The organism is Enterobacter cloacae complex sp. SHL021, assembly GCF_049237765.1.
GTDB classification, from domain to species: Bacteria; Pseudomonadota; Gammaproteobacteria; order Enterobacterales; family Enterobacteriaceae; genus Enterobacter; species Enterobacter cloacae.
The window spans coordinates 1-20,731 of sequence record NZ_JBMKJG010000035.1 but is presented as its reverse complement, the minus strand read 5'-3'; the positions used below and the strand labels follow the sequence as shown (position 1 = coordinate 20,731).

Below are 20,731 nucleotides of genomic sequence, written 5' to 3'. Positions count from 1 at the left end.
ACAGCAGAGTGTGCTAACTCCGACGGGAGCAAATCCGTGAAAGACTTATTAAAGTTTCTGAAAGCGCAAACTAAAACCGAAGAGTTTGATGCGATCAAAATTGCTCTGGCTTCGCCAGACATGATCCGTTCATGGTCTTTCGGTGAAGTTAAAAAGCCGGAAACCATCAACTACCGTACGTTCAAACCTGAGCGTGACGGCCTTTTCTGTGCACGTATTTTCGGGCCAGTAAAAGATTACGAGTGCCTGTGCGGTAAGTACAAGCGCCTGAAACACCGTGGTGTGATCTGTGAGAAGTGCGGCGTTGAAGTGACCCAGACCAAAGTGCGCCGTGAGCGCATGGGCCACATCGAGCTGGCGTCTCCGACTGCTCACATCTGGTTCCTGAAATCTCTGCCGTCCCGTATCGGCCTGCTGCTGGATATGCCGCTGCGCGATATCGAACGTGTTCTGTACTTCGAATCTTATGTGGTTATCGAAGGCGGGATGACGAACCTGGAACGTCACCAGATCCTGACTGAAGAGCAGTATCTGGACGCGCTGGAAGAGTTCGGTGACGAATTCGACGCGAAGATGGGTGCGGAAGCTATTCAGGCCCTGCTGAAGAGCATGGATCTGGAGCAAGAGTGCGAGCAGCTGCGTGAAGAGCTGAACGAAACCAACTCCGAAACCAAGCGTAAAAAGCTGACCAAGCGTATCAAACTGCTGGAAGCGTTCGTTCAGTCTGGTAACAAGCCAGAGTGGATGATCCTGACCGTTCTGCCGGTTCTGCCGCCAGATCTGCGTCCGCTGGTTCCGCTGGATGGTGGTCGTTTCGCTACGTCCGATCTGAACGATCTGTATCGTCGCGTGATCAACCGTAACAACCGTCTGAAACGTCTGCTGGATCTGGCTGCGCCGGACATCATCGTACGCAACGAAAAACGTATGCTGCAGGAAGCGGTAGATGCCCTGCTGGATAACGGTCGTCGCGGTCGTGCGATCACCGGTTCTAACAAACGCCCTCTGAAATCTTTGGCCGACATGATCAAAGGTAAACAGGGTCGTTTCCGTCAGAACCTGCTCGGTAAGCGTGTTGACTACTCCGGTCGTTCTGTAATCACCGTAGGTCCATACCTGCGTCTGCATCAGTGCGGTCTGCCGAAGAAAATGGCACTGGAGCTGTTCAAACCATTCATCTACGGCAAACTGGAGTTGCGAGGACTCGCCACCACCATCAAAGCCGCTAAGAAAATGGTTGAGCGTGAAGAAGCTGTCGTTTGGGATATCCTGGACGAAGTGATCCGCGAACACCCGGTACTGCTGAACCGTGCACCAACTCTGCACCGTCTGGGTATCCAGGCATTTGAGCCAGTCCTGATCGAAGGTAAAGCTATTCAGCTGCACCCACTGGTTTGTGCGGCGTATAACGCCGACTTCGATGGTGACCAGATGGCTGTTCACGTACCGCTGACGCTGGAAGCCCAGCTCGAAGCGCGTGCGCTGATGATGTCTACCAACAACATCCTGTCTCCTGCGAACGGCGAGCCAATCATCGTTCCTTCTCAGGACGTTGTATTGGGTCTGTACTACATGACCCGTGACTGTGTTAACGCTAAAGGCGAAGGCATGGTGCTGACTGGCCCGAAAGAAGCTGAGCGTATTTATCGCGCTGGCCTGGCCTCTCTGCATGCGCGCGTTAAAGTGCGTATCACTGAATACGAAAAAGATGCTAACGGCGAATTCGTTGCGAAAACCAGCCTGAAAGACACGACTATCGGCCGTGCCATTCTGTGGATGATCGTACCGAAAGGTCTGCCTTTCTCCATCGTCAACCAGGCGCTGGGTAAGAAAGCGATCTCCAAAATGCTGAACACCTGTTACCGCATTCTGGGTCTGAAGCCGACCGTTATCTTCGCTGACCAGACAATGTACACCGGCTTTGCTTATGCAGCGCGTTCAGGTGCATCTGTTGGTATCGATGACATGGTCATCCCAGAGAAGAAACACGAGATCATCTCTGAAGCAGAAGCTGAAGTTGCGGAAATCCAGGAGCAGTTCCAGTCTGGTCTGGTAACCGCGGGCGAACGCTACAACAAAGTTATCGATATCTGGGCTGCGGCGAACGATCGTGTATCCAAAGCGATGATGGATAACCTGCAAACCGAAACCGTGATTAACCGTGACGGCGTAGAAGAGCAGCAGGTTTCCTTCAACAGCATTTACATGATGGCCGACTCCGGTGCGCGTGGTTCTGCAGCACAGATTCGTCAGCTGGCAGGTATGCGTGGTCTGATGGCGAAGCCAGATGGCTCCATCATCGAAACGCCAATCACCGCGAACTTCCGTGAAGGTCTGAACGTACTCCAGTACTTCATCTCCACGCACGGTGCGCGTAAAGGTCTGGCGGATACCGCACTGAAAACAGCGAACTCCGGTTATCTGACGCGTCGTCTGGTTGACGTTGCGCAGGATCTGGTGGTGACCGAAGACGATTGTGGCACCCTTGAAGGTATCACCATGACCCCGGTTATCGAGGGTGGTGATGTTAAAGAGCCACTGCGCGATCGCGTACTGGGTCGTGTTACCGCGGAAGACATTCTGAAGCCGGGTACCGCAGACATTCTGGTTCCACGCAACACGCTGCTGCACGAACAGTGGTGTGACCTGCTGGAAGCGAACTCTGTTGACTCCGTGAAAGTGCGTTCCGTTGTATCCTGTGACACCGACTTTGGTGTATGTGCGCACTGCTACGGTCGTGACCTGGCACGTGGCCACATCATCAACAAAGGTGAGGCCATCGGCGTTATCGCGGCACAGTCCATCGGTGAGCCGGGTACACAGCTGACGATGCGTACGTTCCACATCGGTGGTGCGGCATCTCGTGCGGCTGCTGAATCCAGCATCCAGGTGAAAAACAAAGGTAGCATCAAGCTCAGCAACGCGAAATCGGTTGTGAACTCCAGCGGTAAACTGGTTATCACTTCTCGTAACACCGAACTGAAGCTGATCGACGAATTCGGTCGTACCAAAGAGAGCTATAAAGTGCCTTACGGTGCTGTTATGGCGAAAGGTGATGGCGAGCAGGTTGCCGGCGGTGAAACCGTTGCAAACTGGGATCCACATACCATGCCAGTTATCACCGAAGTGAGTGGTTTCATCCGCTTCACTGACATGATCGACGGCCAGACCATTACTCGTCAGACTGACGAGCTGACCGGTCTGTCTTCTCTGGTAGTTCTGGATTCTGCTGAACGTACTACCGGCGGTAAAGATCTGCGTCCTGCACTGAAAATCGTTGATGCTCAGGGTAACGACGTTCTGATCCCTGGTACCGATATGCCTGCGCAGTACTTCCTGCCTGGTAAAGCGATTGTACAGCTGGAAGATGGCGTACAGATCAGCTCTGGTGACACCCTGGCGCGTATTCCTCAGGAATCCGGCGGTACCAAGGACATCACCGGTGGTCTGCCACGCGTTGCGGACCTGTTCGAAGCACGTCGTCCGAAAGAGCCGGCAATCCTGGCTGAAATCAGCGGTATCATCTCCTTCGGTAAAGAGACCAAAGGTAAACGCCGTCTGGTTATCACCCCGGTAGATGGCAGCGAGCCGTACGAAGAGATGATTCCTAAGTGGCGTCAGCTCAACGTGTTCGAAGGTGAACGCGTAGAACGTGGTGACGTGGTTTCCGACGGTCCAGAAGCGCCGCACGACATCCTGCGTCTGCGTGGTGTGCATGCTGTTACGCGTTACATTGTTAACGAAGTACAGGACGTATACCGTCTGCAGGGCGTTAAGATTAACGATAAACACATCGAAGTTATCGTTCGTCAGATGCTGCGTAAAGCGACCATCGAGAACGCGGGCAGCTCCGAGTTCCTGGAAGGCGAGCAGGTTGAGTACTCACGCGTCAAGATCGCTAACCGCGAACTGGAAGCGAACGGCAAAATCGGTGCGACCTTCTCGCGCGATCTGCTGGGTATCACCAAAGCGTCTCTGGCAACCGAGTCCTTCATCTCTGCAGCATCGTTCCAGGAAACCACTCGTGTCCTGACCGAAGCCGCTGTTGCAGGTAAACGTGATGAACTGCGCGGTCTGAAAGAGAACGTTATCGTGGGTCGTCTGATCCCGGCGGGTACCGGTTATGCGTACCATCAGGATCGTATGCGTCGTCGTGCTGCAGGCGAACTGCCAGCTGCACCGCAGGTGACTGCTGAAGATGCATCCGCGAGCCTGGCCGAACTGCTGAACGCAGGTCTGGGCGGTTCCGACAACGAGTAATCGTTGATGCCGTAAATAAAAAACCCGCCTCGGCGGGTTTTTTTACAGCTGTAGCTTTTAATTTAGCAACGGGATGCGTCGATAAAGCTCAATCATGTCGCCCGCCAGATCCTGGATCACCATCGCGTTCATCAGGTGATCCTGAGAATGGACGGTAATCAGGTTAACCGGAAGTTTCCCGGTGCCTTCATCAAGACCAATAAGCTGTGTCTGGATGGTGTGCGCATGCTTCACATACTCGCGCGACTCTTCCATCGCCTTTTCGGCTTCGTCAAAGTCACCTTTACGCGCCATCTGTAATGCCGTCAGGGCAGCACTGCGCGCCGCACCCGCGTTGACCAGCAGTTCCATGATTGTCGTTTCTAAGTCTTCCATTATGACTCCAGCAGTTTGAGCGCTTTTTCCAGTACGGCATCACCTTTCATCATGCCGTAATCCATCATGTCGATCACCGCGACCTTTTTACCCAGCGGCTCGGCCTGGGCCTGAAGTTTCGCCTGCTCGTATTTAACCTGTGGCCCCAGTAATACGATGTCGGCCGTCGCGATGTTGTCTTTAAATTCCGCGACCGGAACGGCTTTAATGGTGACTTCAACCCCTTTTTTCTGTGCGGCGTCTTTCATACGTTGAACCAGCATGCTCGTTGACATTCCCGCTGCACAGCATAAAACGATGTTCTTCATAATCAGCCTCGATCTACATGTGTTTATTGATAATTATCCCGTGCAGACTGCTTCAACAACCGCTTTACCGTGATTGTGTGTCAGGCATCACAAAGAAATCGGCATTTTTCTGAAACCGGTTACAATTTTGCGCAGGGCAGCGAAAATCAGCCGACAGACGTTCGAATAATGCGGTTTTTTCCCTGTTGTTTCGCGCTGTAGAGGGCGTTATCAACGCTCCCCACCAGCTCCTCCAGCGGTTCGAAATGCCATTCTCCCAGACCGGCACTGAACGTTACCCGCAGGTTTTCTTCCCGCCAGACGCGTTTTTCAACGGCGGTTCGCCACGCGTCCAGTAACGAGAATGCGCTAGCGATCTGGTCAGCCTGGAAAATCACTGCGAACTCTTCTCCACCGTAGCGGTAAACCGAGATGTTATGCGGCTGCATTATCTGGATCCCTTCACGCGCCACGTTACGCAGGACGATATCACCGCTCAGGTGACCCCAGGTGTCGTTAATCGATTTAAAGTTGTCGATGTCAATCAGCGCCAGGGCGAAAGGCTGGTGGGCACTGAGTAGCTCATCCACATCGCTATCAAATGCCCGACGGTTTTTGCAGCCGGTGAGTGCATCATGGGTGGCCTGGCGCACATAGGCCATCTCACGCGCTTTGTTGGACTGGATAGTATGGCTAAGCATCGCTTCCAGACGCGGAGCCTGGTTGACGTCGCCGGTTTTGATGGCGTTGATAATCGTCATCAGCACGGTACGCGACTCATGGCGCAGGTACAGACCGAAGAGGATGATAATGATGGCCGCCAGCGCAAAACCCCAGCCGACGATAGTGGTCTCATGGCGGGTAATGTCGGTGAGCGTTGCGCCCGAAACCCGGTAGATGACAAACCAGTCCGGGTTGGTGAAGGAGTAGTAGTAATACCAGGCTTTGGTTTTCTTATCATACAGATGGCCTTCGCCGCTGGTCATTTTGTCCATCAGAGCTTCGCTCACGTACTGCTTGAAGAGTGCGCCCGGATCAGGATGAAGCACCACGGCACCGTCGCGTTCGACAACAAAGAATTCCCCTTGTACAGGCGCTACCATCTGACGAAGGGTAAACCCCATGGAGGTCAAATCGAGATGAAATGCTATTGTACCCTTGAGCCGTCCTTCCGGAGAAATCAACGGCTTATAAAGAGTGACCGTGGGATGCCCGGTAAAATAGTCCATGTAAGGGCGGGTATAGTGGCTGAAGATGCTGGCTTCCGCCTGGGCGATGAACCATGGACGCGTCCGGGGATCGAAGGTTTTGCTCTTTTCCGTGGGAAGTACCTCCGGCGCGCGCAGATAACGGCCCTGGGTGTCTGTCAGAGAAATGGAAGAGACGGTCGGCATCAGGTTCTGTAGATGCATCAACATCTGTAAACCCTGCGACGGATTGACGTTCAGCATCTCGTTCAGCGTGTCGTTGCGTGAAAAATAGAGCGCCGAACGCCCAAGGATATAGTCGTTTTCACGCAGGATAGATTCGGTGTAGTTCACCGCCAGGTTGTGGGTGAAGTTACCATTAATCTTATGATAATCCTCAAGAAAATCTTTTTGTTGTGAAAGGGTAACCACGACCGCGATCAGCGCAAAACTGCACAGGATCCCCGCAAAGCTGAGCATAATGGGTCGGGTAAAAGAGAGCTTTCTGCTGTGAAGTGCCATGAGTTGTACATCAATCCTGATGGTGAGTTTTTCGTCTGCCGATATCCTCTCAGCATAGTCGCTGTCCTGCGGTTAGCTGTGAATTATACGGAACACAGTTTCAGATGAGATGATTTATCTTAAGAACCATTAAGAAAATACTCATTCACTGGCGGGCGGCGTGTGCAATGAATCAGAGGCAGGGCGAAACGAGGAAGAAGCTTTTCGCCCTGGTCAGCTTCCGTTGCTGACGGCATGACAATAAAAAACCGGACGATAGATGACAATCGTCCGGTTGTGACTCTCCAGAGCGCCTCGACAATTTTTTAACGGCTTGCAGTGCGTTTCAACGCATTTGCGAGGCTCTTCCCAGCCAACTATCCCAGTCTTTCCAGACCGGTTGTAACCCCTGCGCGGTCAGGGCGGCGGCAACTGCTTCTGGCCGTCGACTATCATGTGGCGCAAATTGTTCCAGCTCCGGATGGTCATCGGCGTAGCCCCCTGGCTGCGTTTTGGAGAACGCACTGACGTTGTTAATCGCAAGCGGGATCACGCGGTCACGAAACGCAGGAGATTCACGCGTCGAGAGGGATAATTCAACCTCCGGGGCAAGCAGGCGAAACGCACAGATGGCCTGGACCAGCTGACGTTCGTCCATCACCGAGGCGGGTTCAACACCTCCCGTACACGGTCGCAAGCGTGGGAAAGAGATGGAGTAACGGCTTTGCCAGTAGTGCTGCTGCAGCCATAGCAGGTGTTCCGCTACCATGTAGCAATCCACTCGCCAGCTATCTGACAGCCCAATCAGCGCGCCCAGACCGATTTTGTCGATCCCGGCCCGGCCCAGCCTGTCCGGGGTCTCCAGCCGGAAGAAGAAATCCTGTTTCTTTCCCTTCAGGTGATGCCGGGCATACGTCGCCTCGTGGTAGGTTTCCTGATACACCATCACTCCGTCCAGCCCGAGGGTTTTAAGCTCCGCGTATTCCTCCTGCGACAGGGGTTGAACCTCCATCTGTAGCGACGCGAACTGACGGCGAATGGCCGGAAGGTGCTGTCGAAAATAGTCCATCCCGACTTTGCTCTGGTGTTCGCCCGTGACCAGCAGGAGATGCTCAAAACCCATTTCACGGATGGCGGCACACTCACGGGCGATTTCGCTCTCATCGAGTGTTTTCCGCTTGATGCGGTTGCTCATGGAGAAGCCGCAGTAGGTGCAGTCATTCGCGCACAGGTTAGAGAGGTAGAGCGGTACGTAAAAGCTCACCGTGTTGCCAAAACGCTGGCGGGTGAGCCTCTGAGCGCGCTGGGCCATCGGCTCAAGAAAGGTGCTCGCCGCCGGAGAGAGCAGGGCCATCATATCGTCGCGGGACAGGTGACGGGCTTGTAAGGCGCGCTCCACGTCAGCCTGCGTTTTACTGTTGATACGCAGGGCAATATCGTCCCAGTTAAGCTGCCGCCAGCGGTCGGTAAAGGTGGTCATGAGAGCGCCTCCAGAAAGCCGGTCAAGGGGCTGGTGGCCTGTGCCTGAAAACTGCGCGTTCCCGGGCCAGACTCTCGTGCCAGCAAGCCAGCCTCCACGGCCATGCGGAACGCACGAGCCATCAAGATCGGGTCGTCGGCGACCGCAATGGCCGTGTTCACCAGCACGGCACTTGCTCCCATCTCCAGCGCCTGGGCGGCATGGCTGGGCACGCCAATGCCTGCATCCACTACCACCGGCACGGTGGCTTGCTCAATGATGATCTCCAGCATGGCGCGGGTCTCCAGTCCCTGATTAGAACCAATTGGGGCACCCAGCGGCATGACGGCAGCGCAGCCGACCTCTTCCAGCCGTTTACACAGCACGGGATCGGCCCCGCAGTAGGGCAGAACGGTAAAGCCTTGCTGCACCAGCTTTTCGGCCGCTTTTAACGTTTCGATGGGGTCGGGCAACAGCCAGCGTGCATCCGGATGTATTTCCAGTTTCAGCCAGTGGGTACCCAGCGCTTCACGGGCCAGCTGAGCCGCAAAAATCGCCTCTTCAGCCGTTTTCGCACCGGAGGTATTGGGCAGCAGGGTAACGCCAGCATCCAGCAACGGTGCCAGAATGGCGTCGCTGTGATGGCGCAGATCGACGCGCTTGAGCGCCAGCGTCACCAACTGGCTGCCGCTTTCACGGATGGCATCCACCATCAGCTGCGGCGAGGCGAATTTTCCGGTCCCGGTAAACAGATGTGAATCAAAGACTTTATCAGCAATACGTAACATCTCAGCCCCCGGCGATAACCTGAAACAGCAGGATCTGGTCGCCTTCGCTCACCTGCTGATGTTCCCACTGCTCACGCGGCAGGATCTGTTGATTAAGCGCCAGCGCCGTTCCCGGCTTGAGCTGGCGCAGCTTCTCGAGTAGCGCGGCAACGGTGAGACCGTCATCGCATTTCATCGGCTCATCATTAAACAGAATGCGCATTGCGGCCTCCGCACACCGGACAGTGGCTGGCGCGGTGCAGTGCCAGATGACGCCAGCCGCTGGAGCGGGCATCAAACAGCCGCAGCGTATTGCGCTCTGTTTCCATACCGCTGAGCAATTTAATGGCTTCCAGCGCCTGCAGGGTCCCCATCACGCCTACCACCGGGCCCAGTATGCCCGCGGTGCGGCAGTTGCGCTCCGGCTCGGCATCATCCGGCCACAGGCAACGATAACAGCCCTGCGCCCAGGGCGGGGTCAGCACCATCATCTGCCCGCCGAAACCGACCGCACTGGCGGTGATAAGCGGCGTATTCTGTGCCACGCAGGCGGCGTTAATGGCCTGGCGGGTCGCCATATTGTCGGTGCAGTCCAGCACCGCATCAGCAAGGGCGACTTCGCGCTGCAGAGTGTCGCCGTGGAGCCGCTCCTGGTGCGCGATGAGCGTGATGTCCGGGTTCAACTGCTTCAGCCTTTTGCGGGTGATTTGCGCTTTGGGCTGGTTAACATCCTCCGTGGTGAAGAGGATTTGTCGCTGCAGGTTACTGATATGAACCTCGTCATCATCGGCCAGAACCAGCGTGCCCACGCCCGCGCCTGCCAGATAGAGCGCGGCAGGAGCGCCTAATCCGCCCAGACCAACAATCAGGACCCGGCTGGCGAGCAGCTTTAGCTGCCCGTCAATGGCGATATCCTCCAGCAGGATCTGGCGGCTGTAGCGCATAAAATCACGATCATTCATCGCCTGCTCCTGCCAGTTTTAACAGCTGTGCGGTGGCGGCCTGCCAGTCTGCCGCCTGGGTAATGGCGCTGACGACAGCGATACTGCCGACACCGGTATCCAGCACGGCAGGAGCGCGTTCCAGGCTGATCCCACCGATCGCGACGGTAGGGTAATCGGCAAGGCGTTTAACGTGCGCCGCCAGCTGCGTCAGCCCCTGTGGGGCAGAGGGCATCTGTTTGGTCTGCGTCGGAAAAACATGGCCAAGTGCGATGTACGAAGGGCGAGCCGCCAGCGCCACGTCGATCTCCATGTCGTCGTGTGTTGACACCCCCAGTCTTAATCCAGCGTCCCGGATAGCGCTCAGGTCCGTTGTTTCCAGGTCCTCCTGACCCAGATGCACACCGTACGCCTGGTGCTTAACGGCCAGTCGCCAGTAGTCGTTGATAAACAGGCGCGCGTCGTAGCGACGCCCCAGTGCGATGGCGGCGACCACATCGGCCTCCACCTCGTCATCACGTTTATCCTTAATGCGCAGCTGGATTGTGCGAACGCCGCACGCCAGCAGGCGTTCGATCCACGCCACGCTGTCCACCACAGGATAGAGCCCTAAACGGAAGGGAACGGAGGGGAAATCAGGCTGATACATTACGCCTCCTCTTTTTTGAGGTAGATTTCGCCGCCCTTCGCGCGGAAGGTTTCTGACATATCCGCCATACCCACTTCAATGGTTTGCGCGGCGGCGTAGTCACGCACTTCCTGGCTGATTTTCATCGAGCAGAATTTTGGCCCGCACATGGAGCAGAAGTGCGCCACTTTGCCCGACTCCTGCGGCAGGGTTTCATCGTGATACGCGCGGGCAGTGAAAGGATCGAGCGCCAGGTTGAACTGGTCTTCCCAGCGGAATTCAAAGCGCGCCTTCGACATGGCGTTGTCGCGGATTTGCGCGCCAGGGTGGCCTTTGGCCAGATCCGCGGCGTGAGCGGCGATTTTGTAGGTGATCAGCCCCTGCTTCACATCCTCTTTGTTGGGCAGGCCGAGGTGCTCTTTCGGCGTCACATAGCAGAGCATGGCGCAGCCGAACCAGCCGATCATTGCCGCACCAATCCCGGAGGTGAAGTGGTCATAGCCCGGAGCGATATCCGTGGTCAACGGCCCCAGGGTATAGAATGGCGCTTCGTGGCAGTGCTCCAGCTCTTCGGTCATGTTGCGGCGGATCATCTGCATTGGCACGTGTCCCGGGCCTTCAATCATCACCTGCACGTCATACTCCCAGGCGATTTTGGTCAGCTCACCCAGGGTATGCAGTTCGGCAAACTGCGCTTCGTCGTTGGCATCACGAATGGAGCCCGGACGCAGGCCGTCGCCCAGCGACAGGGAGACATCGTACGCGGCACAGATTTCACAGATCTCGCGGAAGTGTTCGTAGAGGAAGTTTTCTTTATGGTGCGACAGGCACCATTTGGCCATGATAGAGCCGCCGCGCGAGACAATACCGGTCAGACGCTTCGCCGTCATCGGCACGTAGCGCAGCAGCACGCCCGCGTGAATGGTGAAGTAGTCGACTCCCTGTTCCGCCTGCTCCAGCAGCGTGTCGCGGAAGGCTTCCCAGGTGAGGTCTTCGGCAATACCGTTCACCTTCTCCAGTGCCTGATAAACGGGCACCGTTCCGATAGGCACCGGGCTATTGCGCAGGATCCACTCGCGGGTTTCGTGGATGTAACGCCCGGTGGAGAGATCCATCACCGTGTCCGCGCCCCAGCGTGTCGACCAGACCAGTTTTTCCACCTCTTCTTCGATGGAGGAGGTCACGGCCGAGTTGCCGATATTGGCGTTGACCTTCACCAGGAAGTTGCGGCCAATGATCATTGGTTCAGATTCGGGGTGATTGATGTTGGCAGGGATAATCGCGCGGCCAGCGGCCACTTCATCACGCACAAACTCCGGCGTGATGTTTTCCGGCAGACGTGCCCCGAAGCCTTCTCCCGGATGCTGATGGCGTAACACCTCGCTGCGGATACGCTCGCGACCCATGTTTTCACGAATGGCGATAAACTCCATCTCCGGCGTGACGATGCCCTGGCGGGCATAGTGCAGCTGGGTAACGCATTTACCCGCTTTCGCGCGTTTCGGCGTCAGCAACCCGGTGAAGCGCAGCTCATCAAGACCATCGTCGGCCAGACGCGCTTTGGTGTACGCCGAGCTGCGGTCAGAGAGCTCTTCGCAGTCGTTACGCGCGTCAATCCACGGCTGGCGCAATTTCGCCAGACCCTGCTGAACGTTAATGGCAACCGCAGGATCGCCGTACGGACCGGAAGTGTCATACACCGGAACGGCTTCGTTATCTTCATACTGCGGGTGCGCTTTGCTGCCACCGATAAGGGTCGGGCTAAGCTGGATTTCACGCATTGGCACGCGGATATCCGCCTGTGAACCGGTGATGTAAATGCGTTTTGAGTTCGGGAAAGCGGTGCCTTCCAGAGTGTCGATGAAGTGTTGGGCTTGTGCGCGCTGTTCGCGGCGGGTCAGTTTTGTTGTAGACATAGCTCATTCCAAAAGTGAAGGACATGGCTTGTCAGACGACGGATGAAGCAAGAGAGGATCGCCCTGGAGGCGATACAACAGCAGTGTGACTCTTGTTCCCTTCGCAGGTATTAGCCTGATCAGGTTCCGCGGATCCCGAATTAACGGTCTCAGCCCGTGCTTGCACACTGGGCACTCCGACAAGAAAAATCCCCCTCCGCAGAGGGGCGAATGGTTGTAAATTACTCGTTAACGATTAAGAACTCAAGCAGGTCGCGCGACGTTATCTTCGTGGCTCACATCCAGGCCGTGATCCAGGGCGAGGGCGATCAGCTTATCTTCCAGCGTGAATCGCTCTTCCAGCGCTTCGCCGAGGTCGGAAAGCGCCTGCTGAAACTCAAGATAGTTATCGTGATCGATAGCGTTCTCAAGCGTGGAATCGTAGTAATCCATGATCTGCTGGGTGTTAGCTTCCAGCAGCGGATAGAGTTTGCTGGCCGCTAAATACGGTGTAGTCCCTTCCATTTCGCGGATAATGCGTTCATAAATATTGAAATGGCCGTCGGACAGATAGTCGACCAGGCTCTGACAAAAATCATCCAGCGCTTTTTCATTCAACCGCATAAACGATTCTTTGCCAGGCTTAATACCGACCAGATTGTAATAAGCCACGAGTAGATGCTTGCGCACATGTAGCCAGCGATCCACCAGTTTGTTACTTCCTCTAACGCGCTCAGTCAGGCTCTCTAGCTGGTTTAACATGGTTGACTCCGCAAGGTTGAGAATTGAATCTGCTTATCCAAAATGTAACCACAATGCTAACAACATGTCAGTGAAGCGAAGGTAGTGCAATAGATATGGATCGTATTATTGAAAAATCAGATCTGGGTTGGTGGATCGTCAGTCACGAACAAAAATTATGGTTGCCTGCCGGGGAAATACCCTATGGCGCAGCAGAAAAATTCGATCTTGTCGGCCTGCCCGCGCTGAAGATCGGGGAATGGCAGGGTGAACCCGTGTGGTTGATCCAACAGCCACGCCGCAATGACATGGGATCGGTTCGTCAGGTGCTGGATCAGGATGTGGGCCTGTTCCAGCTGGCGGGCCGGGGCGTGCAGCTGGCTGAGTTTTACCGTTCGCATAAGTACTGCGGCTACTGTGGTCATACCATGCACCCCAGTAAAACCGAGTGGGCGATGCTCTGCAGCCACTGCCGTGAGCGCTACTACCCGCAAATTGCGCCGTGCATTATCGTCGCTATCCGTCGTGACGATTCCATCCTGCTGGCGCAGCACACCCGCCACCGCAACGGCATTCATACCGTGCTGGCCGGGTTCGTCGAGGTGGGCGAAACGCTGGAACAGGCGGTGGCGCGTGAAGTGATGGAAGAGAGCGGGATTAAGGTTAAAAACCTGCGCTATGTTACCTCCCAGCCGTGGCCGTTCCCGCAGTCGTTGATGACGGCCTTTATGGCCGATTATGACAGCGGCGAGATTGTCATCGACCAGAAAGAGTTGCTGGAGGCGAACTGGTATCGTTATGACGATTTGCCGCTGCTGCCACCACCAGGCACCGTCGCCCGTCGGCTGATAGAAGATACCGTAGCAATGTGTCGGGCTGATGCTGAGTGACATGTTACACTGAGGCCATGACGCTTAAGGAACTGCAAAAATGACCGAACTGAAAAACGATCGTTATCTGCGTGCGCTGCTGCGCCAGCCCGTTGATGTCACCCCGGTGTGGATGATGCGCCAGGCGGGACGCTATTTGCCAGAGTACAAAGCCACGCGTGCGCAGGCGGGCGATTTTATGTCGCTGTGCAAAAATGCCGAGCTGGCGTGTGAAGTTACGCTCCAGCCGCTGCGCCGCTTCCCGCTGGATGCCGCCATTCTCTTTTCGGACATTCTGACCATTCCGGATGCGATGGGCCTTGGGCTCTATTTCGAAACCGGCGAAGGCCCGCGTTTCACTTCCCCAATCAAAAGCAAAGCGGACGTTGATAAGCTGCCCGTTCCCGATCCTGAGCAGGAGCTGGGCTATGTGATGAATGCCGTGCGCACCATTCGTCGCGAACTGAAAGGCGAAGTCCCGCTGATTGGCTTCTCCGGCAGTCCGTGGACGCTGGCGACCTATATGGTTGAAGGCGGCAGCAGTAAAGCCTTTACCGTGATCAAAAAGATGATGTATGCCGAGCCGCTGGCCCTGCATGCGCTACTCGATAAGCTGGCGAAAAGCGTCACCCTCTATCTGAACGCGCAGATCAAAGCGGGTGCGCAGTCGGTGATGATTTTCGATACCTGGGGCGGCGTGCTGACCGGGCGCGATTATCAGCAATTTTCGCTCTACTACATGCACAAAATCGTTGATGGCCTGCTGCGTGAAAATGAAGGCCGCCGTGTGCCGGTCACGCTGTTCACCAAAGGCGGCGGTCAGTGGCTGGAAGCCATGGCGGCGACCGGCTGCGATGCGCTGGGTCTCGACTGGACCACCGATATCGCCGACGCGCGCCGTCGCGTGGGTGACAAAGTGGCGCTGCAGGGCAATATGGATCCGTCCATGCTCTACGCGCAGCCTGCCCGTATTGAAGAAGAGGTGGCGTCTATTCTGGCTGGCTTTGGCCAGGGGGAAGGGCACGTGTTTAACCTCGGGCACGGTATCCATCAGGACGTTCCGCCAGAGCACGCTGGCGCGTTTGTGGAGGCGGTGCACCGACTTTCTGCGCAATATCACAAATAAGGAGTGGTTATGGATCTCGCGTCATTACGCGCTCAACAGATAGAACTGGCTTCATCCGTGATCCGCGAAGATCGTCTGGATAAGGATCCCCCGCAGTATATAGGCGGTGCGGATGTCGGGTTTGAGCAGGGCGGTGAAGTGACGCGGGCGGCGATGGTGCTGCTGAAGTATCCCTCACTTGAGCTGGTGGAGTACAAAGTGGCGCGTATCGCCACCACCATGCCGTACATACCGGGCTTTCTCTCCTTCCGTGAATACCCCGCGCTGCTCGCAGCGTGGGAGCAACTCTCACAAAAACCCGATCTGCTGTTTGTTGATGGACACGGTATCTCTCATCCGCGTCGTTTAGGCGTTGCCAGCCACTTTGGTCTGCTGGTGGATGTACCCACCATCGGTGTGGCCAAAAAACGCCTGTGCGGTGCATTTGAGCCGCTCTCCGCCGAGCCGGGCGCGCTGGCGCCGCTTATCGATAAGGGTGAGCAACTGGCATGGGTCTGGCGCAGTAAAGCGCGCTGTAACCCGCTGTTTATCGCAACCGGGCACCGTGTGAGCATGGACAGCGCCCTGGCCTGGGTGCAGCGTTGTATGAAGGGTTACCGGTTACCTGAGCCCACGCGCTGGGCAGACGCGGTGGCCTCTGCTCGTCCGGCTTTTGTTCGTTGGCAGGAAATTCAGTGATGAATCAGGTAAACTGCGGCTAATTTTCGATTCGAGATCTCATCATGCTACAAAACCCGATTCACCTGCGCCTTGAGAAGCTGGAAAGCTGGCAGCACGTCACCTTTATGGCTTGCCTGTGCGAGCGCATGTATCCGAACTACGCCGCGTTCTGCAAGCAGACGGAGTTTGGTGATGGCCATATTTATCGCCGGATCCTCGACCTCATCTGGGAAACGCTGACGGTCAAAGACGCAAAGGTGAACTTCGACTCTCAGCTGGAAAAGCTCGAAGAGGCTATTCCGGTGGCGGATAATTTTGATCTGTACGGTGTCTATCCGGCAATTGATGCCTGCGTAGCGTTAAGCGAACTGATTCACTCTCGTCTGAGCGGTGAAACGCTGGAGCACGCTATTGAAGTCAGTAAGGCATCCATTACGACCGTAGCGATGCTCGAAATGACCCAGGCAGGCCGTGAAATGACCGACGAAGAGCTGCGGGCTAACCCTGCTGTTGAACAGGAATGGGATATTCAGTGGGAGATTTTCCGCCTGCTGGCAGAGTGTGAAGAACGCGATATTGAGCTGATAAAAGGGCTGCGTGCGGACTTGCGTGAGGCCGGCGAGAGTAATATTGGTATAATTTTTAACCAATGAGACAACAAAACGTGATTTAACGCCTGTTTTGTCGCACCTCGACTCTTCCCTTCTGCCCCCCGTCTGGTCTACATTTGGGGGGCGAAAAAAAGTGGCTATCGGTGCGTGTATGCAGGAGAGTGCTATTTTGGCATTTTCGTCGCACTCGATGCTTAGCAAGCGATAAACACATTGAAAGGATAACTTATGAACAAGACTCAACTGATTGATGTAATTGCGGACAAGGCTGATCTGTCTAAAGTGCAGGCTAAAGCTGCTCTGGAATCTACCCTGGCTGCTATTACTGAGTCTCTGAAAGAAGGCGATGCTGTACAACTGGTTGGTTTCGGTACCTTCAAAGTGAACCACCGCGCTGAGCGTACTGGCCGCAACCCGCAGACCGGTAAAGAAATCAAAATCGCCGCAGCTAACGTGCCGGCATTTGTTTCTGGTAAAGCACTGAAAGACGCAGTTAAGTAAGACGCGTGGCAGTGAACAGTTTTAACGAAGGGGCGGCAACGCCCCTTTTGTCATTCTGGCGTGGCGCGCTTGCGCTGGCGGGCGTGTTACTGCTTTCCGCCTGTAGCCATGACACCTCTTTACCACCGTTTACCGCCAGCGGTTACGCTGACAACCAGGGAGCGGTGAGGATCTGGCGTAAAGATTCTGGCGGTGAAGTGCATCTGCTTTCCGCTTTTAGCCCGTGGCATAACGGCAATACATCGACCGCAGAGTATCGCTGGCAGGGAGACGACCTGTCATTCATCGAACTCAATATCTACGGCAAAACCCCCGAACATGTAAAAGTGCGGTTTGATGACCACGGCGAGCTGAGCTTTATGCAGCGTGAAGTCAACGGTCAAAAACAGCAACTCTCCAGCGATCAGGTTGCTCTCTATCGTTATCGTGCCGGACAAATCCGTCAGACCAGCGATGCGCTGCGTCAGGGACGCGTGGTGCTGCGTCAGGGGCGCTGGCATACCGATGGTACGGTCACTACCTGCGAAGAGCAGACAGTCAAACCTGATCTTGAATCCTGGGCAACCGAACATATTCAGCGCCGTCAGCGTCATTCATCGATGGAAGTGAGTGTGGCGTGGCTTGAAGCGCCTGAAGGCTCTCAGCTGTTGCTGGTGGCGAACGAAGATTTCTGCACCTGGCAGCCGACAGAAAAGAGTTTTTGACGTAAATCCCCTCTCCCTTGAGGGAGAGGGTTAGAATGAGGGGGGATTACTCCCCTTGTTCACGTGCAATCGCACGATAACCGATATCCTGACGGCTAAAGCTACCGTTCCAGTGGATATCCGCCATCAGCGCATAGGCGCGCTTCTGCGCTTCGGCAACGGTATGACCCAGCGCGGTGGCACACAGCACGCGACCACCATTGGTCAGTACGCGATCGTCGTCAGCCAGTTTCGTTCCGGCGTGGAACACCTTGGCACCTTCGGTTTCTTCCAGCGGCAGGCCATGGATCTCATCTCCGGTGTTGTAGTGGCCAGGATAACCGCCCGCAGCAATCACCACGCCCAGAGACGCGCGTTCGTCCCACTCTGAGGTTTTCTCATCCAGCTTGCCGTCGCATGCGGCCAGGCACAGCTCCACCAGGTCAGATTTCATGCGCAGCATGATTGGCTGAGTTTCTGGATCGCCGAAGCGGCAGTTAAATTCGATCACCTTCGGATTGCCCTGCTTGTCAATCATCAGGCCCGCATAGAGGAAACCGGTGTAAGTGTTACCCTCGGCGGCCATTCCTTTTACGGTTGGCCAGATGATACGGTCCATGGTGCGCTGATGCACTTCATCCGTCACCACAGGGGCAGGGGAGTAAGCGCCCATACCGCCGGTATTCGGCCCGGTATCCGCATTGCCCACGCGCTTATGGTCCTGGCTGGTGGCCATCGGCAGAACGTGTTCGCCATCCACCATCACGATAAAGCTCGCCTCTTCGCCATCAAGGAACTCTTCGATCACGATGCGGTGGCCCGCGTCGCCAAAGGCATTGCCTGCCAGCATATCCTGTACGGCTGCTTCGGCTTCTTCGAGCGTCATCGCGACGATAACACCTTTACCGGCAGCCAGACCGTCGGCTTTAATCACAATCGGCGCGCCTTTTTCACGTAAGTAAGCCAGCGCGGGCTCGACTTCGGTGAAGTTCTGGTATTCCGCCGTCGGGATGTTATGACGCGCAAGGAAATCCTTGGTAAAGGCTTTAGACCCTTCCAGTTGTGCTGCGCCTTCCGTCGGGCCGAAGATTTTCAGACCTGCGGCACGGAACGCGTCAACGACGCCAATCACCAGTGGCGCTTCCGGGCCGACGATGGTGAGATCGATTTTCTCGTTCTGGGCAAAGCTCAGCAACGCGGGGATATCGGTCACGCCGATGGCGACGTTCTGCAGCGCAGGTTCCAGCGCCGTACCCGCATTACCCGGAGCCACAAAAACGGTTTCAACCAGCGGAGACTGCGCCGCTTTCCACGCCAGCGCGTGCTCGCGCCCGCCGTTACCAATCACTAATACTTTCATTTTCTGCTCCGGGAATTAATGACGGAAGTGACGCATATCGGTGAAGATCATCGCAATGCCGTGTTCGTCGGCAGCGGCAATGACTTCGTCGTCACGGATAGAACCGCCAGGCTGGATCACACAGGTAATACCCACAGCGGCGGCCGCATCAATACCGTCACGGAACGGGAAGAAGGCGTCAGACGCCATGGCAGAACCTTTTACTTCCAGGCCTTCGTCGCCTGCTTTGATACCGGCAATTTTCGCAGAGTAAACGCGGCTCATCTGGCCTGCACCTATCCCGATGGTCATGTTCTCTTTGGCATAGACAATGGCGTTGGATTTCACGAACTTCGCCACTTTCCAGCAGAACAGCGCATCACGCAGTTCCTGTTCGGTTGGCTGACGTTTGGTGACGACGCGCAGGTCAGCGGCTGTCACCATGCCCAAATCGCGATCCTGAACCAGCAGCCCACCATTTACACGTTTGAAATCAAGACCCGGCACGCGCTCTGCCCACTGGCCGCAAACCAGCACGCGCACATTCTGTTTCGCGGCGGTGATTTTCAGCGCTTCTTCAGACGCAGATGGCGCGATGATCACTTCAACAAACTGGCGAGAGATAATGGCCTGCGCGGTTTCGGCATCCAGTTCACGGTTAAACGCGATAATGCCGCCGAAGGCAGAGGTTGGGTCAGTTTTATAGGCGCGATCGTAAGCGTCCAGGATAGAAGTACTGACCGCTACGCCGCAGGGGTTCGCGTGCTTCACAATAACGCAGGCAGGCTCATTGAACTCTTTCACACACTCCAGTGCGGCATCGGTATCGGCAATATTGTTATAAGAGAGCGCTTTGCCCTGAACCTGCTGGGCGGTAGCGACAGAAGCTTCTTTTACCTCTTCTTCTATATAGAAGGCTGCCTGCTGGTGGCTGTTCTCGCCATAACGCATATCCTGCTTCTTGATGAAGTTCAGGTTCAGCGTGCGTGGGAAGCGGCCGGAAGGATCTTTGCTTTCGCCGTGGTAAGCCGGCACCAGGCTACCGAAGTAGTTGGCGATCATGCTGTCGTACGCGGCGGTGTGTTCGAATGCTTTAATCGCGAGGTCGAAACGGGTGTCAAGAGTCAGTGACCCTTCGTTCGCATCCATTTCATTAATAATGGCGGAGTAGTCGCTGCTCTTCACCACAATGGCCACGTCTTTATGGTTCTTGGCCGCGGAGCGCACCATCGTCGGTCCGCCGATATCAATATTCTCTACGGCGTCTTCCAGAGAGCAGCCTTCACGCGCCACGGTCTGGGCGAACGGATAAAGGTTAACGACAACCATATCAATGGGCGCGATATCATGCTGTTCCATAATGGCATCATCCTGACCGCGACGACCCAGAATGCCGCCGTGGACTTTCGGGTGCAGGGTTTTGACGCGTCCATCCATCATTTCCGGGAAACCGGTGTAATCGGACACTTCGGTTACCGGCAGACCTTTATCTGCTAACAGGCGTGCGGTACCACCTGTGGACAGCAGCTCTACACCACGTGCAGAAAGTGCCTGAGCGAATTCGACGATACCGGCTTTATCAGAAACACTGAGCAGAGCGCGGCGGACTGGACGACGTTGTTGCATGGTAAATCCCCTGGATTTCACGATTACAGAGAGCGTTAGATGAATTTTCCAGCGAAAAACTCATCTAACACACCTGACGAGGCATCCTTGTTAAGCGCGAGCATTTTAACGAAAACGTTTGCGCAACGCTCGCGAATTTTCACTTTTTCGCATCGCTGTGGATAACTCTGTGTGTAAAAAGGTATAAGGCGGGGTTTTGCTGGGGAATGCAGCAGTCAGTCATTTTTCTGTCATTTAGCGGTTGCGGCCTGCGGAGAACTCCCTATAATGCGCCT

Annotated in this window: 19 protein-coding genes and 1 riboswitch; of the genes, 7 read left to right on the top strand and 12 right to left on the bottom strand. The window is 55.6% G+C overall.

Annotated features, from left to right (window positions below):
- The first annotated feature begins 36 nt into the window (after positions 1–36).
- Entirely contained in the window at positions 37–4,260 is a 4,224-nt protein-coding gene (rpoC, locus tag ACOTZF_RS23870; protein WP_013095003.1) for a DNA-directed RNA polymerase subunit beta', read from the top strand.
- Between the two features lie 57 nt (positions 4,261–4,317).
- Here the strand turns inward: rpoC and ACOTZF_RS23865 are convergent, their stop codons facing one another.
- The 10 genes from ACOTZF_RS23865 to ACOTZF_RS23820 form a co-directional block, all read right to left on the bottom strand.
- Positions 4,318–4,635 (bottom strand): PTS lactose/cellobiose transporter subunit IIA, encoded by a 318-nt coding sequence (locus ACOTZF_RS23865; RefSeq protein ID WP_013095004.1) that lies wholly within the window; start codon positions 4,633–4,635, stop codon positions 4,318–4,320.
- A complete protein-coding gene (locus ACOTZF_RS23860; RefSeq protein ID WP_023334100.1) occupies positions 4,635–4,943 on the bottom strand; it encodes a PTS sugar transporter subunit IIB in 309 nt (102 codons plus the stop codon). Before ACOTZF_RS23860 ends, ACOTZF_RS23865 begins: the two co-directional genes overlap by 1 nt.
- Before the next feature lie 146 nt (positions 4,944–5,089).
- Complete coding sequence (locus ACOTZF_RS23855) at positions 5,090–6,631, bottom strand: sensor domain-containing diguanylate cyclase (protein WP_038985013.1); 1,542 nt, start codon at positions 6,629–6,631, stop codon at positions 5,090–5,092.
- A 325-nt stretch (positions 6,632–6,956) separates the two neighbouring features.
- Positions 6,957–8,090, bottom strand: a complete 1,134-nt coding sequence (gene thiH, locus ACOTZF_RS23850) for a 2-iminoacetate synthase ThiH (RefSeq protein WP_020684624.1) — start codon at positions 8,088–8,090, stop codon at positions 6,957–6,959.
- A complete protein-coding gene (thiG, locus tag ACOTZF_RS23845) occupies positions 8,087–8,857 on the bottom strand; it encodes a thiazole synthase (protein WP_038985015.1) in 771 nt (256 codons plus the stop codon). The genes thiH and thiG overlap by 4 nt, the downstream gene beginning before the upstream one ends.
- A 1-nt stretch (position 8,858) precedes the next feature.
- Positions 8,859–9,059, bottom strand: coding sequence for a sulfur carrier protein ThiS (gene thiS / locus ACOTZF_RS23840; RefSeq protein WP_013095009.1), 201 nt, complete (start codon positions 9,057–9,059; stop codon positions 8,859–8,861).
- Entirely contained in the window at positions 9,043–9,798 is a 756-nt protein-coding gene (locus ACOTZF_RS23835) for a HesA/MoeB/ThiF family protein (protein ID WP_038985018.1), read from the bottom strand. Before ACOTZF_RS23835 ends, thiS begins: the two co-directional genes overlap by 17 nt.
- Complete coding sequence (gene thiE, locus ACOTZF_RS23830) at positions 9,791–10,426, bottom strand: thiamine phosphate synthase (protein WP_020684621.1); 636 nt, start codon at positions 10,424–10,426, stop codon at positions 9,791–9,793. Before thiE ends, ACOTZF_RS23835 begins: the two co-directional genes overlap by 8 nt.
- Positions 10,426–12,321: a phosphomethylpyrimidine synthase ThiC gene (thiC, locus tag ACOTZF_RS23825; RefSeq protein WP_020684620.1), complete on the bottom strand. Its 1,896-nt coding sequence runs from the start codon at positions 12,319–12,321 to the stop codon at positions 10,426–10,428. The genes thiE and thiC overlap by 1 nt, the downstream gene beginning before the upstream one ends.
- 79 nt (positions 12,322–12,400) lie before the next feature.
- Positions 12,401–12,510, bottom strand: a riboswitch (TPP riboswitch).
- 54 nt (positions 12,511–12,564) lie between these two features.
- Complete coding sequence (locus ACOTZF_RS23820) at positions 12,565–13,062, bottom strand: Rsd/AlgQ family anti-sigma factor (protein WP_013095013.1); 498 nt, start codon at positions 13,060–13,062, stop codon at positions 12,565–12,567.
- A gap of 95 nt (positions 13,063–13,157) precedes the next feature.
- Between ACOTZF_RS23820 and nudC the strand changes: the two genes are divergently transcribed.
- From nudC to ACOTZF_RS23790, 6 genes are all read left to right on the top strand, one after another.
- On the top strand, positions 13,158–13,931 hold the full coding sequence (gene nudC / locus ACOTZF_RS23815) for an NAD(+) diphosphatase (RefSeq protein WP_013095014.1): 774 nt from the start codon (positions 13,158–13,160) through the stop codon (positions 13,929–13,931).
- 40 nt (positions 13,932–13,971) lie between these two features.
- Entirely contained in the window at positions 13,972–15,036 is a 1,065-nt protein-coding gene (hemE, locus tag ACOTZF_RS23810; protein ID WP_020684618.1) for a uroporphyrinogen decarboxylase, read from the top strand.
- Positions 15,037–15,045: 9 nt separating this feature from the next.
- The gene (gene nfi / locus ACOTZF_RS23805) at positions 15,046–15,714 is read left to right on the top strand and encodes a deoxyribonuclease V (protein ID WP_013095016.1); all 669 of its coding nucleotides are present in this window, start codon (positions 15,046–15,048) and stop codon (positions 15,712–15,714) included.
- 44 nt (positions 15,715–15,758) lie between these two features.
- Complete coding sequence (locus tag ACOTZF_RS23800) at positions 15,759–16,349, top strand: YjaG family protein (RefSeq protein ID WP_129253515.1); 591 nt, start codon at positions 15,759–15,761, stop codon at positions 16,347–16,349.
- Between the two features lie 186 nt (positions 16,350–16,535).
- Positions 16,536–16,808, top strand: a complete 273-nt coding sequence (hupA, locus tag ACOTZF_RS23795; RefSeq protein WP_002445246.1) for a nucleoid-associated protein HU-alpha — start codon at positions 16,536–16,538, stop codon at positions 16,806–16,808.
- Between the two features lie 11 nt (positions 16,809–16,819).
- Positions 16,820–17,512, top strand: coding sequence for a DUF1481 domain-containing protein (locus tag ACOTZF_RS23790; RefSeq protein WP_129253520.1), 693 nt, complete (start codon positions 16,820–16,822; stop codon positions 17,510–17,512).
- A 46-nt stretch (positions 17,513–17,558) separates the two neighbouring features.
- Here ACOTZF_RS23790 and purD read toward each other — a convergent pair whose 3' ends face one another.
- Positions 17,559–18,851 carry a phosphoribosylamine--glycine ligase gene (gene purD, locus ACOTZF_RS23785; RefSeq protein ID WP_013095019.1) on the bottom strand — a complete coding sequence of 431 codons (1,293 nt, stop codon included), beginning with the start codon at positions 18,849–18,851 and terminating at the stop codon, positions 17,559–17,561.
- A gap of 15 nt (positions 18,852–18,866) precedes the next feature.
- Positions 18,867–20,456 carry a bifunctional phosphoribosylaminoimidazolecarboxamide formyltransferase/IMP cyclohydrolase gene (gene purH, locus ACOTZF_RS23780; RefSeq protein WP_013095020.1) on the bottom strand — a complete coding sequence of 530 codons (1,590 nt, stop codon included), beginning with the start codon at positions 20,454–20,456 and terminating at the stop codon, positions 18,867–18,869.
- Positions 20,457–20,731: the final 275 nt, after the last annotated feature.

Bases quoted from the DNA above. Each gene is read 5' to 3' on its own strand.
- hupA (WP_002445246.1), top strand. From the start codon at position 16,536: ATGAACAAGACTCAACTGATTGATGTAATTGCGGACAAGGCTGATCTG.
- nudC (WP_013095014.1), top strand. From the start codon at position 13,158: ATGGATCGTATTATTGAAAAATCAGATCTGGGTTGGTGGATCGTCAGT.
- ACOTZF_RS23860 (WP_023334100.1), bottom strand. From the start codon at position 4,943: ATGAAGAACATCGTTTTATGCTGTGCAGCGGGAATGTCAACGAGCATG.
- hemE (WP_020684618.1), top strand. From the start codon at position 13,972: ATGACCGAACTGAAAAACGATCGTTATCTGCGTGCGCTGCTGCGCCAG.
- thiS (WP_013095009.1), bottom strand. From the start codon at position 9,059: ATGCGCATTCTGTTTAATGATGAGCCGATGAAATGCGATGACGGTCTC.
- purD (WP_013095019.1), bottom strand. From the start codon at position 18,851: ATGAAAGTATTAGTGATTGGTAACGGCGGGCGCGAGCACGCGCTGGCG.
- ACOTZF_RS23865 (WP_013095004.1), bottom strand. From the start codon at position 4,635: ATGGAAGACTTAGAAACGACAATCATGGAACTGCTGGTCAACGCGGGT.
- thiE (WP_020684621.1), bottom strand. From the start codon at position 10,426: ATGTATCAGCCTGATTTCCCCTCCGTTCCCTTCCGTTTAGGGCTCTAT.
- ACOTZF_RS23855 (WP_038985013.1), bottom strand. From the start codon at position 6,631: ATGGCACTTCACAGCAGAAAGCTCTCTTTTACCCGACCCATTATGCTC.
- thiC (WP_020684620.1), bottom strand. From the start codon at position 12,321: ATGTCTACAACAAAACTGACCCGCCGCGAACAGCGCGCACAAGCCCAA.
- nfi (WP_013095016.1), top strand. From the start codon at position 15,046: ATGGATCTCGCGTCATTACGCGCTCAACAGATAGAACTGGCTTCATCC.
- purH (WP_013095020.1), bottom strand. From the start codon at position 20,456: ATGCAACAACGTCGTCCAGTCCGCCGCGCTCTGCTCAGTGTTTCTGAT.
- thiH (WP_020684624.1), bottom strand. From the start codon at position 8,090: ATGACCACCTTTACCGACCGCTGGCGGCAGCTTAACTGGGACGATATT.
- ACOTZF_RS23800 (WP_129253515.1), top strand. From the start codon at position 15,759: ATGCTACAAAACCCGATTCACCTGCGCCTTGAGAAGCTGGAAAGCTGG.
- thiG (WP_038985015.1), bottom strand. From the start codon at position 8,857: ATGTTACGTATTGCTGATAAAGTCTTTGATTCACATCTGTTTACCGGG.
- ACOTZF_RS23820 (WP_013095013.1), bottom strand. From the start codon at position 13,062: ATGTTAAACCAGCTAGAGAGCCTGACTGAGCGCGTTAGAGGAAGTAAC.
- ACOTZF_RS23835 (WP_038985018.1), bottom strand. From the start codon at position 9,798: ATGAATGATCGTGATTTTATGCGCTACAGCCGCCAGATCCTGCTGGAG.